We start from the raw sequence: 14,619 nt of genomic DNA, 5'->3' as shown, positions 1-14,619 counted from the left end.
GCATGCATCCTGCTTTCTCGATCCTTTTCTTCACCACGCTGGCCGGTGCCGCGCAGGGGCTGGTGTTCACGCTGGCGCTGGCCGCGCTCTTCGGCCTGGAGCTGGCGCCGGGGTTCATGGGCATCGCGCTGGGCCTGGCCGAGGTGATGCTCGTGGCCGGCCTGGCCGCGTCGTTCCTGCACCTGGGCCGCAAGATGCGCGCATGGCGCGCGGTGCTGATGTGGCGCACCTCGTGGATGTCGCGCGAGGTCATCGTGCTGCCCGCCTTCATCGCGCTGGTGGCGCTGTGGGCGGTGTCGTTGCAGATGGGCATCGGCACGCCATGGTCGTGGCTGTTGCCGTTGCTGGTGCTGTATGGCGCGGTGCTGCTCTGGTACTGCACCGCGATGATCTACGCCTGCCTGCGCTTCATCGAGGAATGGGCGCATCCGCTGACGGTGGTGAACTTCACGCTGATCGGGCTGTCGTCGGGGCTGGTGCTGGCGTGTGCGTTGGCGGCGTTGTGGGGCGAGAGCCGCTTCGTGCAGCTGTTCGGGCCGTGGGCGCTGGCTGCCACGCTGGCCGCGTGGATTGCGCGCGGCACTGCGCTCAGGCGCAACGCGCGGCTGCGCCACAAGTCCACGCTGCAATCGGCCACCGGCATCCGCACGCAGAAGCTGGTGCAGAAGTCGATGGGCATGTCGGGCGGGTCGTTCAACACGCGCGAGTTCTTTCATGGGGCGTCGCTGGCGGCGCTCAGGAACATGAAGCTCGGGTTCCTGGTGTTCGCCTTCGCGTTGCCCGCGGCGCTGGCGCTGTGGGGCGTGGTCGGCGCGGCGGCGTGGCCCTGGCTGCTCGCGGTGCTGGTGCAGGCGCCGGGGCTGCTGGCCGAGCGCTGGTTCTTCTTCGCGCAGGCCAAGCATCCGCAGAACCTGTATTACCAGGTGGTGTCCTGAGCCAGCCGGCACGGCCGGAACATCAGCGGGTCACATCGACGTCTCTCGATTCGGGCAGCATCCACATCGCCCAGACGCTGAGCGCGCTCATCACCATGACGTAGTAGGCCGGCGCGAGCGGATTGTGGGTCACGGCCAGCAGCCAGGTGACGACGAACTGCGTGGTGCCGCCGAACAGCGAGGTGCTGATCGCATAGACCAAAGACAGGCCCGTGCTACGGATGGCGATCGGCATCAGCTCCGGGATGGTCACGAGGCCGGCGGCACCGAAGACGGCGGTCAGCGCGGCCAGCACAGCTGAGACGCCCAGCAAGGTGACGGCGCTCGGCGCACCGGACAGCCACAGGAACATCGGCACGATCAGCACCACGAGCGCGATGCGCGGCAGCGTGTTGATGACCTTGCGGCCGTGGCGGTCGCACAGCCAGCCGCCGAGCAGGGCGAACAGGAAGGTCATGACGCCCCCCGTCAGGACCGAGCCCTGCGCCAGCGCCGGTGGCAGCTTGAGCACCTGGACCGCATAGGTGACCATGTAGTTGCCCACCTGCGATGCAACCGCCGTGGAAGCCGAGATCAGAATGCCCAGCACGAGGATGCGGCGGTGCTTGCCGAAGACCGAGCCGACGATCTGTGCGCCGGTCCGGTCGCGCGAACCTTCGTGCGTCTCCGGCAGGCTGCGGCGGATGTAGAAGGCGATCGGAATCAGGACCAGGCTGAACAGGAAGGGCACGCGCCAGCCCCAGGAGGCGAGCTGGTCCGGCGGCAGCATCAGTGAAAGGGTCACGCCGAAAACTCCGCCCACCGCAACCGCGATGCCTTGGCTCGCGATCTGCCAGCTGGCGTACAGGCCGCGCCGTCCGGGCGGCGCCGCTTCGATGAGCAGCGCGGTGGCGGGGCCGACCTCGCCGCCGAGCGCCAGGCCCTGCAGCAGGCGACAGAACACGACGATGACCGGCGCCGCGATGCCGATGCTCGCGTAGCTCGGCGTGGCCGCCATGCCCAGCGTGCCGAAGGTGATGAGCGCCACCGTGAGCAGCATGGCGGGCTTGCGCCCCGCCTTGTCGGCAAAGGCGCCGATCAGCACGCCGCCCAGCGGGCGCGTGAAGAAGCCGACACCGAAGGTCGCCAGGGAGAGCATGAGGCTGCCGAACTCTCCGCCGACCGGGAAGAAGGTGCGGCCGATGTAGACCGCGAAGTAGGCGTAGATGACGAAGTCATAGAACTCGAGGGCATTGCCCGCCACGGCGGCTGCGACCGCCTTGCGGCTGATCGCGGTGCCGGCTGCGTGCGCGCCAGCTGCGGTGGTGGCCGGGCGTGTCTCGTCGCCCGGGCGTGCGTCGACTGTGGTGGTGCTCATGAAGCGGCCTCTTTGTCTCGTTGTTGTGTGGGGTGTTGTGTGGGGTGTGGCGTGGGGTGCGGCGTGTGGTGTGGCGCGGGGTGCGATGCGGCGCGCGGATCAGGCCGCGAGCTTCGCCGCGGCGTCTTCCTCGAGTCCGCGCAGGGCTTGCTGGCAGGCTTGCAAGCCCTGTTGCCAGGCCGCGAGCTTCCAGTCTTCGGCATCGGGGAAGAAGGCGTCCTTCATTTCCTGCCGGATCGCGGTTGCCTTTGCCGCGTCGGCACAGCCGTGGCGATGCAGCCAGTGCTCGGCGCGCATGGCCGCGGAGACCCGGGCCATGGGCCAGGTGCCGTACTCCAGGCAGATGCCCACATGCAGGGCCTGGGGGCATTCCTCGGCCAATGCGGTCTGGATCGGACCGGTCAGCGGGATGCTGGTGGAGGTGCCGGTGGTCACGGAGGTGAGCTCGCCCCACCAGCGCGTTGCGCGCTCGAGCACGGCCTCGTCGAAGCTGGCGAAGATGCGCTCTCCCACGCCGTACGGGCCGAGACCGGTGTGGATGTCGATCGAGGCGAGTTCGCGAACCTTGGGGGCGTATCGCTTCAGGATTTCCCGAAAGGTCCGGTTGCTCCAGGCCGGCTCGGTGCCCCCGTAGTGGAGCCCGTCGGCGTGCACGTGCTGGCCGAGCGAGGTGGCCCGCTGCAGGCCGCGGGCGCCATGGCGCTCGCGATAGGCGTCCAGGAGGCCTTCCGTGCGCGGCTGCGGCGGCCATTCGGGCGGCAGCAGCAGCTCGTGGATTTCGGCATAGCCGGCGTTGACCGGCAGCGGTTTCGAGAAGTCGACGAAGTTGCGGTTGAGGTCGATGTTTTCCTGCGTGGCGCGGCGCAGGTGGGAGAAACCGTAGGGGTTGACCGCATGAACGTACAGGACCGCTGTGTCGTGCGCGCCCTGCGGCCGTGCCTGGGCCTGTGCCGGGGCGCCGAGATCGAGCATGCCGGTCTGGATCGCCGATCCGCAAAAGCCCTCCACGCCGTGCACGCCGCTGATGACGACGAGCATCTTCGACGCATCGGCCGGGCCGTCGAGCACGACGTCGGTGGCCAGCACCTCGCCCTGCGCGCCGGCGAGCGCGAGTTCGTGCGATTCGACGGCAAGGCCGCGCCGCGCCGCGGCGCGCAGGAACTTGTCGCGTGCCTCGGCATAGTTGGCGCTGAAGAGCGCGGCGATCTGGTGGTTTTCCAAGGGGATGTCTCCGTGGGGGTTGTTCAATTCGGTTCGGGGGCGCGCAGGCGCTCTTGCCGGCGCATGCGGCACGCGTCGCCGAAGGCCGTGAACAGCGCGCGCGCGAACGCGTTGTCGTCGATGCGCATTTCGGGATGCCATTGCACGGCCAGCGCGAACCGCGGCGCCGACTCGATCGAGAACGATTCGATCAGTCCGTCGGGCGCCGTCGCTTCCACGCGCAGGCCCTTGCCGAGCCGCTCGATGCCCTGGTGATGCAGCGAATTCACGACCGCGCGCGTGCCACCCGCCAGCTGCGCGAGCAGGCCGCCTTCGACGATGTGCAGCGCGTGGCTGTCGTCGTACCAGCGCTGGACCGGGCGGCCATGGTCGCCCTCGCGATGGTCGAGGCGGCCCGGCTGCTCGTGCACGGCGGGCTCCAGGCAGCCGCCGTAGAGGACGTTGAGTTCCTGGAAGCCGCGACACACGGCAAGCACCGGTACGCCGGCGGCGATGAGCCGGGGCAGCAGCGGCAGGATCGTCGCGTCACGCGCGAGGTCGAGCTGCATTTCGGGGTACGGCTCGCTTGCGCCATAGCGTGAGGGATGCACGTTGGACGGGCTGCCCGTGAGCACGATGCCGTCGATCGCATGGATCAGGCTGTCGGCGTCGATCGCGTCGCCGGCGGCCGGCAGTGCGAGCGGAAGTGCCCTGGACACCTCGCTGACGGCGCGCACGTAGCCGTCGAGCGCCGCGTGCGCCGCATGGCCGTGGCGCTCGATGCGATCGGACGCGATGACCACGACGGGCCGCAGGGTTGGAGGGGGAATGTGGGGATTCATCGACGCGATCTGGTGGGTTCGATCGCAGTCTAAGAATCGACTACAGTTTAGTAAATTGCAATTTAGCTGCGAATAACTTGCAGAATGTGCAAGTAAAAATCATGAACACGCGACAGCTCAGACACTTCCTTGCCGTGATGGACCTGGGCTCGCTCAGTGCAGCGGCGGAACGCGTGCACCTCAGCTTGCCGGCCCTGTCGCGCAGCCTGAGTGCGCTGGAAGAGGCCTTGGGCGTGCCGCTCTTCGACCGGCAGGGGCGGCGCCTGCGGCCCACGCCCTATGCCGACGCCTATGTCGAACGCGCTCGGCGCATGGTCTTCGACGAGAAGGAAGGCGCCCGGTCTCTGTCGCTCATGCGCGCCGGCGAATCGGGGACGCTGTCTTTCGGCATGGGCTCGTCCATCGCCCGCTCCCTGCTGGGGCCGATGATGCTGAAGCTCGTGGCAGAGGCCCCCGGCCTCAGGCTCAGCGCGATGGTGCAGAGCTCGGACGTGCTGTTCGATGCGCTGCGCAAGGAGCGGCTCGATTTCTTCGTTGGCGATGTGCGCATTGCGGCGCACGAGCCGGACATGGTGGCGGAGCCCGCGTACGTGAGCACCTTCGGCTGGTTCGCACGCGCGGGTCACCCGCTGGCCGGGCGCAAGCGCATCGGCATGCCCGAACTTTCCGCCCATCCGATGGTGATGGCGGGGTATGCCGACCGGTCGGTCATCCGCCGCATTGCGGAGCTCTACGGTCTGTCGATGCCGCTCGAAAACCACTTCGCCCTGAACACCGACGACGTGAACACGATCCACACCCTGGTTGCGTCGAGCGACGCCATCGCCCCGTCCACCGACATCGCCGTGATCTCGGCCTTGCGCGCAGGAACGATGGTGGCCCTCGATGTGGAGCCGAAGCTGGACCTGGACATGACGCTGGGCATCGTCAGGCACGTCGGGCGAACGTTGGTGCCCGCCGCGGAGCGTGCATTCGCCATCGTGCGGGCGTACTTTGCCGATGTCGCGCAGGAGGTCGTCAGGCAGCGTGGCCGTGTGCCGGCGAAGAAGAAGGGCGCCGTTCGCTAGCCGCGGTGCCTCGCGAAGCCGAGGTTCGAGGGCGCGCCATCGCGGCCTGAAGAAGCTCCGTGCCGCCACCGGCGGGCACGGGCAACCACCCAGGCGGTTTGTCATGCCTCCCGCCAGCCGGGGCAGGGCAATCGACTCCCCCACAAAGGGGCGCCTCGCTCATGTGCGAAGGCAGCGCGGTTCCTAAAGTCATCCCCAGGCCGAACGCTTCTGCCCACACCGGGCAGGCAGGCGATCCAGGCCGGCCACGACAACCGGGGAACACGCATGGAACCGCTCGAACTTCTGCCGAGAACCTTCATGAACCTGCTGCGCGAAGACGCAGGGATGTCGTTCATGGAGTTCGCGCTGATCGGCTCGCTCGTGATGGTCGTGTGCCTGCTCCTGCTGCTCGCCATCCGGCGCAGCGCCTGAACACCGGGAGCCCACCATGCGGGAACTCGACGCTCTCCTCGAACTGCTGGCGATGCTGGCCACCGACGTGCGCACGCTCGCGCTGTTCGCATTGCTCGGCGTGGCCGCCGTCAGCGACTGGCGCTCCTACCGCATTCCCAACTGGCTGACCTTCGGCGGCGCGCTCTTCGCGCTGGTCTACGGAACGCTTGCGGCGCGCACGCCGGCCGCGGGCGCGGCGAGCGCCTTCGGTGGACTCGCCGTGGGCTTCGCATCGATGCTGGTCTTCTACGCGGTCGGGATCATGGGCGCGGGCGACGTCAAGCTGATGGCCATGGCGGGCGCCTTTCTCGGCCCGCAGCAGACGCTGATGGCGGTGCTCTTCACCTTCATTGCGGGCGGCGTCGCGGCGCTGGCATTCGCCATTCACCGCCGCCGCCTCGGACACATGCTCGACAACGTCAAGACGGCGGCGCAGGGCATGGCCATTTCCACCATGGCGGGCATTCGCCCCGACGGGAGCCTGCACGTCAATCAGTCCGTGGGAAAGCTGCCCTACGGCCTGTGCATCGGCGCGGGCACGGCGGTCGAAGTGCTTGCACACCAGTTGGGCTACGTCTAGCCCTGTCCCTTTCATTCCTTACCCACGGCGGAGGTTTACATGAAGAACATCAAGGCGATCGGGCTGCTGCTGCTGGCCCTTCTGACGGGGCTGGCGGCCGCCGTGTATGCGACGGGATGGGTCTCGCGGCAAGGCGGGATCGCGTCCAACAAGGTGGTGGTGGCCGCGGTCGACATCGAGCTGGGAAGCCGCGTCAACGCGCAGATGCTCTCCACGGTCGACTGGCCGAGCGGCTCGGTGCCGACCGGCGCCTTCAGCGACACCAAGGCGCTGGCCGACCGCGTGGTCAAGGTCGGCGTGCTGCGCGGCGAAGCGCTGATGGAAGGCAAGCTGGCGCCCGTCGGTACGCAGGGCGGGCTGTCGGCTGTGATCGCCAGCGGCAAGCGGGCCATGACGGTGCGCGTGAACGACGTGGTCGGTGTCGCGGGCTTCGCGCTGCCGGGCAACTACGTGGACGTGATGGTCAACGCCCAGCAGGACAAGGGCCGCGGCGAAGACGCGCTGCAGATCAGCAAGACGGTGCTCGAGAAGGTGCTGGTGCTCGCGGTGGCCCAGGAGGCCAACCGCGACGACACCAAGCCCAAGGTCGTGAGCGCCGTGACGCTGGAACTGTCGCTCGAGGATTCTGAAAAGCTCGACCTGGCGCGCAGCGTGGGAACGCTCTCGCTGGTGCTGCGCAACCAGATGGACAAGACCACGGTGGCCACGGGCGGCATCACCAAGGGCCAGCTGTTCGGCGAAAAGAACATCGTGCCGGTCTCCGCCGTGGTGGCGCCGCCGCCGACGGCGCGCCCGCAGCCGCGCCGCGCCGCTCCCGCCATGGCGCCGAGCAACTGCGTCGAGGTGATCCAGAACGCGGCCCGCTCGCTCACCTGCTTCTGATCCGATCCAACAAGGAGGAACACCAAGTGCGACATCTCTCTTCCACCATCGCCCGGTTGCTGGCGACATTCGCGACGGCGGCCGGTCCGGCCCTGGCCGCGGACGTCGTGGCAACCGCCCCGGCCTCGGCCGCGATGCCCGGTGCCGCTCCCGCGGCGCCCCAGGCCTCGGGCGGCGCACCGGCCAGCCGCCGCTGCTCCGCGATCATTCCGGACGACCAGCCGACCCAGGCCGTGCTCGGCAAGTCGGTGGTCATTCCGCTGCGGGCGCGGGTCGTGCGCATCGTGCTCAGCGGCCAGCCGCAAGGCCGCGCTGCCGCACCGGCCCCGGCGGGCGGGCAGCCGGCGCCGGGCATGGCCCCGAATGCCAACGCGGGCGACGGCGTGGCCGATGTCGACGTCACGCTGCTGAGCCCGACCGACCTGTTCTTTCGCGGGCGCCAGGCCGGCTCGATGAACGTGGTGCTGCAAAGCGCCGACGGCACCTGCTACATCAAGGACGTGATCGTCACCATCGACCCGATGGCGCTGCAATCCAAGCTCGCCGAGCTGATGCCCGAGGAGCGCGGCATCCGCGTGCGCAGCGCGGAGCGCTCCATCGTGCTCACCGGCGAGATCAGCGACGCGCTCAAGCTCGACGACGTGATGAGCCTGGCGGGGGCCTACGGCGCCGACGGAAAGAAGGTGGTGAACCTGATGCGTGTCGCCCGGCCGCAGCAGGTGATGCTCGAGGTGAAGATCGCCGAGGTCAGCAAGACGCTGCTCGACCGGCTCGGCGCGCGCGTCGGACTCGCGCGCGCCAGCAGCGGCGGGCTCAACAGCTATTCGCTGGTCTCCAACTTCCTCAGCTCCGGCGCGGGGCTGTTCGAGGCCATGCGGATAGGGCGCGGAACGATCGCCATCGACGGCCAGAAGGACGACGGCCTGGTGCGCATCCTCGCGGAGCCCAACATCATGGCCATCAGCGGCCAGCAGGCGAGCTTCCTGTCGGGCGGCAAGATCTTCATTCCGGTCGCGCAGAACTCCAGCGCCGGCGGCGGACAGAACATCACGCTGGAAGAGAAGGAGTTCGGCATCGGGGTCAAGTTCACTCCCACGGTGCTCAACGGCGACCGGATCAACCTCAAGATGGTGTCCGAGGTGTCGGACCTGTCGCAGACCGGCTCTCCCTTCACCACGGTCTCGGGCGTGACCTCGGTGCTGCCTTCGCTCACGGTGCGCCGCGCCGACACGACGGTCCAGCTGAACGATGGGCAGAGCTTCGTCATCGCCGGGCTCATCAAGAGCAACGTGACCGAGACCATCAAGCGCTATCCGGGGCTGGGCGAGGTGCCGGTGATGGGCGCGCTGTTTCGCAGCACCGAGTTCCAGAACGACCAGACCGAGCTGATGTTCGTCATCACGCCGCGCCTGGTGCGCCCGCTCGCCGACACGCCCCGGGTGCCGACGGACAACCACGTGGTGCCCAGCCGCGCCGAGATCTACCTGAACGGCGCCCTCGAAAGCGCCACCCCGGCACCGGCCGCACCGGCCGCACCGGCCAGCGAACCCCAGTGAGGAGCACTGCCATGTTCATCAAGTCGACCACCGTCGCGCTCGCATGCCTTCTCGCCACCGGCTGCTCGCATGTCACGCCCAACTACGACGCGCACTTCGGCGAGGCGGTGCGCGACGCCAAGAAAAAGATGACGCTGAACCCGGACGCCGGCAAGAACGGCGACCCCGTGGCGGGCATGGACGGCCGCGCGGCGCGCGAGTCGATGAACCAGTACCACGAGTCCTACAAGACGCCGCCGCCGGCCGTCAACGTCATCAACATCGGCGGCGGCATCGGTGGTGGCCAGGGCGGCGGGTCTTCCAAGTAACGCTCCGCATTACGCGGGTTTGTTCCACGCCAGTCTTCACATGGAAAGGAGAGCGCCACGAACGCAACGACATTTTTCCAACCCTTCGTTTCCTGCAAGTTGATTTTCCAACCCCGTTCAACCCTTCAAAGGACAGAACCATGAAGAACTTTCTCCAGGCCATCGGCCAATCCTCCCTCGGTTTCCTGCGCGACGAAGAGGGCGCACAGGTCGTCGAGTACGCGCTGATCATCGCCGTCGTCTCGATTGCGCTGGTCGTCGCGCTGAAGGCGCTCACCACCGGTGGCAGCTTCACGAGCTTCATCAACCGCGTCACGGTCTGCTTGACCGGATCGGCTGCTTGCGTGTAAGCGGGCTTCGTGGAGAGAAGAGGGTCAGTTCCTCCGGCCCACTTCATTCCACGCTTTCATCCGCTTCCATGCGAATCCTCCTCCACAACGAACCGAGGTCATGACCATGTTCAAGTCATTCCTGAAAGACGAAAGCGGTGCCCAGGTTGTCGAGTACGCGCTGATCATCGCCGTCGTCTCTATTGCGCTGGTTGTCGCGCTGCAGGCACTCACCGCGAACAACGGCGGCTTCACGAGCTTTATCGACCGCGTCACCAAGTGCCTGACCCTGACGACGTGCAGCTGAACGGCTTTCTGCGGAGGAAGGCAGGTCGCTGGATTCGCCCTGTCTTCCGCTGCAGATTCAAGAAAGACTGATCATGAAAGCCTCGCACTCCCATCGCCGCCAGCGTGGCGCGATGATCGTCACCGCCGCGCTGTCTCTGTTGTTCCTGCTGGGCTTCATGGGCATCGCGCTCGACTTCGGCCATCTGTTTGTCGTCAGGACCGAACTGCAGACGGCAGTGGACAGCTGCGCGCTGGCCGCCGCGCGTGAACTCGACAAACAGGGCACGGCGATCACGCGGGCGCAGAGCGCCGGGCGCACGGCCGGCAATGCGAACCGGGTGAACATGCAGTCGGCCACCTGGAGCGGGCAGGGCCAGATCGTCACCACCGAAATCACCTTCCGCGACGCGGCCTATGCGGCCACGACCAATCCCGCGGTGGCCGTCTACGCGCAGTGCATGCACAGCCAGCCCAACATCAGGATATGGCTCATGCAGGCCATGGGGGCCTTCTCGGGCGATACCGCCGGGAACCCCGCGACACGCAGCGTGACGGCAAACGCGGTCGCCACCCGCGCCAGCGCGCAGACCACATGCCCCATTCCTATCGCGATGAAGCCCAAGGCGGGCGGCACCGCACCGAACTACGGCTTCGCCGTCGGCGAATGGGCGACGCTGATCCAGGCGCAGAACGCGTCCGCCGGCGGCCAGATCGGCTGGGCCAACCTGGACGGCAGCAACAGCGCCTCGGAAACCGAATCCGAACTCGAGAACCATTGCGGCACCAAGGTGGGCGACACGCTGGGCACCCCCGGCGTGCAGACCTCGGTGGCCGACGTCTGGAACGAGCGCTTCGGCATCTACAAGAACAGCGGCGATCCGAGCTCGGGGCGGCCCGACTACAGCGGCTACGCGTACACCGCGCTCAACTGGCCCGCGCAGTTCAATGCCTACAACGGACCGGCCCCCGGCTCACCCGCAAGCGCCCAGAATTTCGTGACCAAGCGCGCCGCCTTCGCATCCTGCGCCGACACCGGCACCAAGGTGAAGGGCGCGAACAGCTGCGAATCGATCACCGGGCTGTCGCTCAACAGCTTCCAGAAGCTGGCCGTCCCGGGCAACGTGACCGGCGGCCACATGCAGTACGGCCTGGACCGCCGCATCGTGACGGTGCCGGTGATCGACGGAGGCAACCACGTGATCGACTACGCCTGCATGCTGATGCTGCAGCCGCTGAGCATTCCGATGACCGACACGCAGCTGGAATTCCGCGGCAACGCGGGTGCCGCCGGCAGCCCCTGCACCAGCAGCGGGCTGGCCGGCGGATCGGCGGGGCCGCTGGTTCCGGTGCTGGTGAGATGAGGAGCACATCATGAAGACCTCTCCCCGCTTGCAGCATGGCACCGCGCTGATCGAGCTGGCGCTGATCACGCCGCTGCTGCTGCTGTTGACCTTCATGGCCACCGAGTTCGGACGTGCGATGTACGAGTACAACGCGGTCGTCAAGTCGACCCGCGACGCGGTGCGCTACCTGTCGGTGCAGACGCCCGGCACGCGCGTCACCGAGGCGCGCAACCTGATCGTGTACGGCAACACCGCCGGCACGGGGGCGCGGCTGGCGCGCGGCCTCACGCTGTCGAACGTGCCTTCGGGCAGTTGCTGCACCTGGCAGTCGAGCGGGGCGAACCCGATCATCACCACGGTCACGGTTCGGGTCAGCAGCTACACCTTCCATTCGCTGTTTCCTTCGGTGATCGGCGTGGTCTTCGCCAACGCGAACGGCGACATCGTCTTCAGCGAGATCAGCGCCACCATGAGGGCTCCGTCATGAAATACCACGTCAGAGGCGCGACCACGGTCGAGTTTGCGCTGGGTCTGCTGATTTTCCTGATGCTCTTCCTGGGCGTCGTGGACTTCTCCCGGATGCTGTTCACCTGGAGCGCGGCCGGCGAGGCCACGCGCGCCGGCGCGCGCTACGCCGTGGTGTGCGACGACACCGCCCAGCAGGCGCTGGTGCTCGCGCGCATGAAGGCGCTGCTGCCGCAGATCAACACCGTGTCGGTGGCCTGGGAGCCGTCGGGCTGCACGGCGGCCACCTGCCAGGGCGTCACCGTGAGCATCACTGGCCTCAACTACCAGTGGATTTCTCCCATCGTGGGCGCCGCCGCGCCGCTGATTCCCATGCCCGGCTTTTCGACCTTCCTGCCGCGCGAAGTGATGCGCAAGGACCCGAACAGCGCGGCCATCTGCTCCTAGCAACGTACCGGACACGACCATGAAGATCGCCATCATCTCCCCCAATCCGAACCATCTCCAGGACATGCGCAAGGTGCTCGAGGGGCGCTCCCATGCGGTGTCGCTGTTCGAGGGCGGCAAGAGCCGGATGCAGTGGGTGGTCGAGAAGGCTGCGCCCGAGCTGCTGCTGGTCGACGGCATGTGCTGCGACCCGCAGGAGCTCTCGCTGGTGGAGAAGCTCACGCTGCAGCATCCGTCGGTCGCGGTGGTGCTGCTGTGCGCGATGCAGACGCCCGAGTTCCTGATCCATGCCATGCGCGCCGGCGTGCGCGAGGTGCTTCCGTCGCCGGCCGACGCGCTGGCGCTCGAAGCCGCCGTGGAGCGCATCGCGCTCAAGCTGGCGGGCACGCAGGCGCGAAGCCCCGGCCAGGTCGTCGCGTTCATGCCCTGCAAGGGCGGCAGCGGCGCGACCTTTCTCGCGACCAACATCGCGCACCAGCTCTCGCGCGAGCGCTCGGTGCTGCTGATCGACCTGAACCTGCAGTTCGGCGATGCGCTGTCGTATGTGAGCGATGTGCGCCCGACCTCCACCATGGCGGACGTCTCGCGCGACATCGGGCGGCTCGACGCCTCGCTGCTCGCGGCCAGCGTGGTGCGGGTGGCGCCGGGTTTCAGCATCCTGCCCGCGCCCGAGGACCTCTCGCGTGCGATGGACGTCAAGGCCGAGCACATCGACGCGATCCTGCAGGTGGCGACGACGCAGTACGACTTCGTGCTGTTCGACCTCGGGCCGCGCATCGACACGCTCACCATTCGCGTGCTGGACCGCGCGGACCGCATCTTTCCCGTGCTGCAGCCGAGCCTGCCGCACATCCGCAACGTGACGCGGCTCATGCAGGTGTTCAAGTCGCTCGGCTACGCGCCCGGCAAGGTCGAGCTGCTGGTGAACCGCAGTGCCGGTGGCGGGGAGATCGGGCTGTCGGACATGCGCCGTTCGCTCGTCGGGGCGACGCTCACGATCGTGCCGGACGGCGGCAAGGACGTCGATGCGTCCATCAACCGCGGCATTCCGCTGGCCGAGATGTCGCGCGGCAGCACGCTCGCCAGGCGGCTCGGCGAGATCGCACACACGCTCAGCCCGCGCCAGGAGGCCGCACCCGGGTTCATCGGGCGGCTCTTTCGCCGGGCCTGAGCGCCGATCCATTCTTCAACAGCAAGGCAGGTTCCCATGTCATTCAGAGAACAGCTCAATGCGGTCGAGGCAGATCCCGACCATGCGGCGGCGGGCCACGCCGCCGACCTGACCACCTCGGCCTTCGCGTCGGACGCGTACAAGCTGCTGAAGGAGCGCATGCACCTGAAGCTGCTGGACCGCTTCGACCTGGCCGCGCTCGAAACGCTGAAGCCCGACGTGCTGCGCCAGGAGATCTCGACCATGGTCGGGCGGCTGCTGCAGGAGGAGCCCGAGGCGCTCAACGACATCGAGCGCCGCACGCTGATCCGCGACATCCAGCACGAGATGCTCGGCTTCGGCCCGATCGAGCTGCTGATGGCCGACCCCACGGTCTCGGACATCCTGGTCAATTCGCACGAGCGGATCTACGTGGAGCGGCGCGGCCGGCTGGAGCTGACCAACGTGAGCTTCACCGACGAGAAGCACCTGCTGCGCATCATCGACAAGATCGTTTCGCTGGTGGGCCGGCGCATCGACGAGTCCAGCCCGATGGTCGATGCGCGGCTGCCCGACGGCTCGCGCGTGAACGCGGTGATCGCGCCGGTGGCGCTCGACGGCCCGATGATGTCCATCCGGCGTTTCGCGAAGATCCCGCTGCGCATGGAGAACCTCGTGAACGACCTCAAGTCGCTCACGCCGCAGATGGCGCAGCTGCTGGAAGGGCTCGCCGAGGCGAAGGTCAACATGCTGATCTCCGGCGGCACGGGCGCGGGGAAGACCACGCTGCTGAACATCCTCTCGGGGTTCATTCCGGCGACCGAGCGGATCATCACCATCGAGGACGCCGCGGAGCTGCAGCTGCAGCAGCCGCACGTGGCGCGCATGGAGACGCGGCCGATGAACATCGAGGGCAAGGGCGAGATCACGCAGCGCGCGCTGGTGCGCAACGCGCTGCGCATGCGGCCCGACCGCATCGTGATCGGCGAGGTGCGCGGGGCCGAGGCGGTCGACATGCTGCAGGCCATGAACACCGGCCACGAAGGCTCGCTCACCACCATCCACGCCAACACGCCGCGCGATGCGCTGTCGAGGCTGGAAAACATGATCGGCATGGCGAACCTGAACCTGCCGCACCGCACCGTGCGCCAGCAGATCGCGTCGGCCATCACGGTGGTGGTGCAGGTGCTGCGCATGGTGGACGGGCGGCGCAAGGTGACCAGCATCCAGGAGATCACCGGCATGGAAGGCGAGGTGGTCACGATGCAGGAGATCTTTGCCTTTCACCAGACCGGCATGGGTCCCGACGGCCAGGTGCGCGGGCATTTCCATGCGACCGGCGTCAGGCCGAAGTTCGTCGAGCGGCTGCATGCCTATGGCGTGTCGCTGCCCGACACCATGTTCGAGCCCGACCGGCACTACGAATAGGAGGCGG

The 14,619-nt window shown here is 67.7% G+C and carries 17 protein-coding genes; 14 read left to right on the top strand and 3 right to left on the bottom strand.

Going from position 1 to position 14,619, the window contains the following annotated elements; all coding sequences use genetic code 11:
• Nucleotides 1-2: 2 nt before the first annotated feature.
• A complete protein-coding gene (locus BM004_RS36140; protein ID WP_093221001.1) occupies nt 3-935 on the top strand; it encodes a dimethyl sulfoxide reductase anchor subunit family protein in 933 nt (310 codons plus the stop codon).
• 22 nt (nt 936-957) lie between these two features.
• On the opposite strand, the gene BM004_RS36135 is transcribed toward BM004_RS36140, so the two are convergent.
• The 3 genes from BM004_RS36135 to BM004_RS36125 all read right to left on the bottom strand — a co-directional run bounded on the left by BM004_RS36135 (nt 958) and on the right by BM004_RS36125 (nt 4,334).
• On the bottom strand, nt 958-2,292 hold the full coding sequence (locus tag BM004_RS36135) for an MFS transporter (RefSeq protein WP_093135280.1): 1,335 nt from the start codon (nt 2,290-2,292) through the stop codon (nt 958-960).
• A gap of 99 nt (nt 2,293-2,391) precedes the next feature.
• A complete protein-coding gene (locus BM004_RS36130; protein ID WP_256220217.1) occupies nt 2,392-3,513 on the bottom strand; it encodes a M14 family metallopeptidase in 1,122 nt (373 codons plus the stop codon).
• A 23-nt stretch (nt 3,514-3,536) separates the two neighbouring features.
• Nucleotides 3,537-4,334, bottom strand: coding sequence for a gamma-glutamyl-gamma-aminobutyrate hydrolase family protein (locus tag BM004_RS36125; protein ID WP_093220994.1), 798 nt, complete (start codon nt 4,332-4,334; stop codon nt 3,537-3,539).
• Nucleotides 4,335-4,435: 101 nt separating this feature from the next.
• Here BM004_RS36125 and BM004_RS36120 point away from each other — a divergent pair, with 101 nt between their 5' ends.
• The 13 genes from BM004_RS36120 to BM004_RS36065 all read left to right on the top strand — a co-directional run bounded on the left by BM004_RS36120 (nt 4,436) and on the right by BM004_RS36065 (nt 14,612).
• Nucleotides 4,436-5,401 (top strand): LysR family transcriptional regulator, encoded by a 966-nt coding sequence (locus BM004_RS36120; protein WP_093220991.1) that lies wholly within the window; start codon nt 4,436-4,438, stop codon nt 5,399-5,401.
• Nucleotides 5,402-5,668: 267 nt separating this feature from the next.
• The gene (locus BM004_RS41685; protein WP_177206726.1) at nt 5,669-5,815 is read left to right on the top strand and encodes a hypothetical protein; all 147 of its coding nucleotides are present in this window, start codon (nt 5,669-5,671) and stop codon (nt 5,813-5,815) included.
• Between the two features lie 16 nt (nt 5,816-5,831).
• Nucleotides 5,832-6,416 (top strand): A24 family peptidase, encoded by a 585-nt coding sequence (locus tag BM004_RS36115; protein WP_093220989.1) that lies wholly within the window; start codon nt 5,832-5,834, stop codon nt 6,414-6,416.
• Between the two features lie 39 nt (nt 6,417-6,455).
• Nucleotides 6,456-7,298: a Flp pilus assembly protein CpaB gene (cpaB, locus tag BM004_RS36110; protein ID WP_093220986.1), complete on the top strand. Its 843-nt coding sequence runs from the start codon at nt 6,456-6,458 to the stop codon at nt 7,296-7,298.
• A 26-nt stretch (nt 7,299-7,324) separates the two neighbouring features.
• On the top strand, nt 7,325-8,854 hold the full coding sequence (locus tag BM004_RS36105; protein WP_093220984.1) for a type II and III secretion system protein family protein: 1,530 nt from the start codon (nt 7,325-7,327) through the stop codon (nt 8,852-8,854).
• 11 nt (nt 8,855-8,865) lie between these two features.
• A complete protein-coding gene (locus BM004_RS36100; RefSeq protein ID WP_093220981.1) occupies nt 8,866-9,162 on the top strand; it encodes a hypothetical protein in 297 nt (98 codons plus the stop codon).
• A gap of 140 nt (nt 9,163-9,302) precedes the next feature.
• On the top strand, nt 9,303-9,512 hold the full coding sequence (locus BM004_RS36095) for a Flp family type IVb pilin (protein WP_093220978.1): 210 nt from the start codon (nt 9,303-9,305) through the stop codon (nt 9,510-9,512).
• 106 nt (nt 9,513-9,618) lie between these two features.
• Entirely contained in the window at nt 9,619-9,798 is a 180-nt protein-coding gene (locus BM004_RS36090; protein ID WP_093221062.1) for a Flp family type IVb pilin, read from the top strand.
• A 73-nt stretch (nt 9,799-9,871) separates the two neighbouring features.
• Nucleotides 9,872-11,140 carry a pilus assembly protein TadG-related protein gene (locus BM004_RS36085; protein WP_093220976.1) on the top strand — a complete coding sequence of 423 codons (1,269 nt, stop codon included), beginning with the start codon at nt 9,872-9,874 and terminating at the stop codon, nt 11,138-11,140.
• A 10-nt stretch (nt 11,141-11,150) separates the two neighbouring features.
• Nucleotides 11,151-11,609, top strand: coding sequence for a TadE/TadG family type IV pilus assembly protein (locus tag BM004_RS36080; protein ID WP_093220973.1), 459 nt, complete (start codon nt 11,151-11,153; stop codon nt 11,607-11,609).
• Complete coding sequence (locus tag BM004_RS36075) at nt 11,606-12,034, top strand: TadE/TadG family type IV pilus assembly protein (RefSeq protein WP_093220971.1); 429 nt, start codon at nt 11,606-11,608, stop codon at nt 12,032-12,034. The genes BM004_RS36080 and BM004_RS36075 overlap by 4 nt, the downstream gene beginning before the upstream one ends.
• A gap of 19 nt (nt 12,035-12,053) precedes the next feature.
• Nucleotides 12,054-13,205, top strand: coding sequence for a CpaE/TadZ family protein (locus BM004_RS36070; protein WP_093220969.1), 1,152 nt, complete (start codon nt 12,054-12,056; stop codon nt 13,203-13,205).
• A gap of 36 nt (nt 13,206-13,241) precedes the next feature.
• Nucleotides 13,242-14,612 (top strand): TadA family conjugal transfer-associated ATPase, encoded by a 1,371-nt coding sequence (locus tag BM004_RS36065; RefSeq protein WP_093220967.1) that lies wholly within the window; start codon nt 13,242-13,244, stop codon nt 14,610-14,612.
• Nucleotides 14,613-14,619: the final 7 nt, after the last annotated feature.

Origin of the sequence: Variovorax sp. OK212, assembly GCF_900112425.1 — a bacterium.
GTDB lineage: Bacteria > Pseudomonadota > Gammaproteobacteria > Burkholderiales > Burkholderiaceae_C > Variovorax.
Note: the sequence above shows the minus strand (reverse complement) of the source record. Positions and strands in the feature narration are given on the sequence as shown.

Excerpts from the sequence above, each read along its gene's own strand:
- BM004_RS36080 (WP_093220973.1), top strand. The coding sequence starts at position 11,151 with ATGAAGACCTCTCCCCGCTTGCAGCATGGCACCGCGCTGATCGAGCTG.
- BM004_RS36135 (WP_093135280.1), bottom strand. The coding sequence starts at position 2,292 with ATGAGCACCACCACAGTCGACGCACGCCCGGGCGACGAGACACGCCCG.
- BM004_RS36095 (WP_093220978.1), top strand. The coding sequence starts at position 9,303 with ATGAAGAACTTTCTCCAGGCCATCGGCCAATCCTCCCTCGGTTTCCTG.
- BM004_RS36120 (WP_093220991.1), top strand. The coding sequence starts at position 4,436 with ATGAACACGCGACAGCTCAGACACTTCCTTGCCGTGATGGACCTGGGC.
- BM004_RS41685 (WP_177206726.1), top strand. The coding sequence starts at position 5,669 with ATGGAACCGCTCGAACTTCTGCCGAGAACCTTCATGAACCTGCTGCGC.
- BM004_RS36100 (WP_093220981.1), top strand. The coding sequence starts at position 8,866 with ATGTTCATCAAGTCGACCACCGTCGCGCTCGCATGCCTTCTCGCCACC.
- BM004_RS36085 (WP_093220976.1), top strand. The coding sequence starts at position 9,872 with ATGAAAGCCTCGCACTCCCATCGCCGCCAGCGTGGCGCGATGATCGTC.
- BM004_RS36065 (WP_093220967.1), top strand. The coding sequence starts at position 13,242 with ATGTCATTCAGAGAACAGCTCAATGCGGTCGAGGCAGATCCCGACCAT.
- BM004_RS36140 (WP_093221001.1), top strand. The coding sequence starts at position 3 with ATGCATCCTGCTTTCTCGATCCTTTTCTTCACCACGCTGGCCGGTGCC.
- BM004_RS36070 (WP_093220969.1), top strand. The coding sequence starts at position 12,054 with ATGAAGATCGCCATCATCTCCCCCAATCCGAACCATCTCCAGGACATG.
- BM004_RS36125 (WP_093220994.1), bottom strand. The coding sequence starts at position 4,334 with ATGAATCCCCACATTCCCCCTCCAACCCTGCGGCCCGTCGTGGTCATC.
- BM004_RS36090 (WP_093221062.1), top strand. The coding sequence starts at position 9,619 with ATGTTCAAGTCATTCCTGAAAGACGAAAGCGGTGCCCAGGTTGTCGAG.
- cpaB (WP_093220986.1), top strand. The coding sequence starts at position 6,456 with ATGAAGAACATCAAGGCGATCGGGCTGCTGCTGCTGGCCCTTCTGACG.
- BM004_RS36115 (WP_093220989.1), top strand. The coding sequence starts at position 5,832 with ATGCGGGAACTCGACGCTCTCCTCGAACTGCTGGCGATGCTGGCCACC.
- BM004_RS36075 (WP_093220971.1), top strand. The coding sequence starts at position 11,606 with ATGAAATACCACGTCAGAGGCGCGACCACGGTCGAGTTTGCGCTGGGT.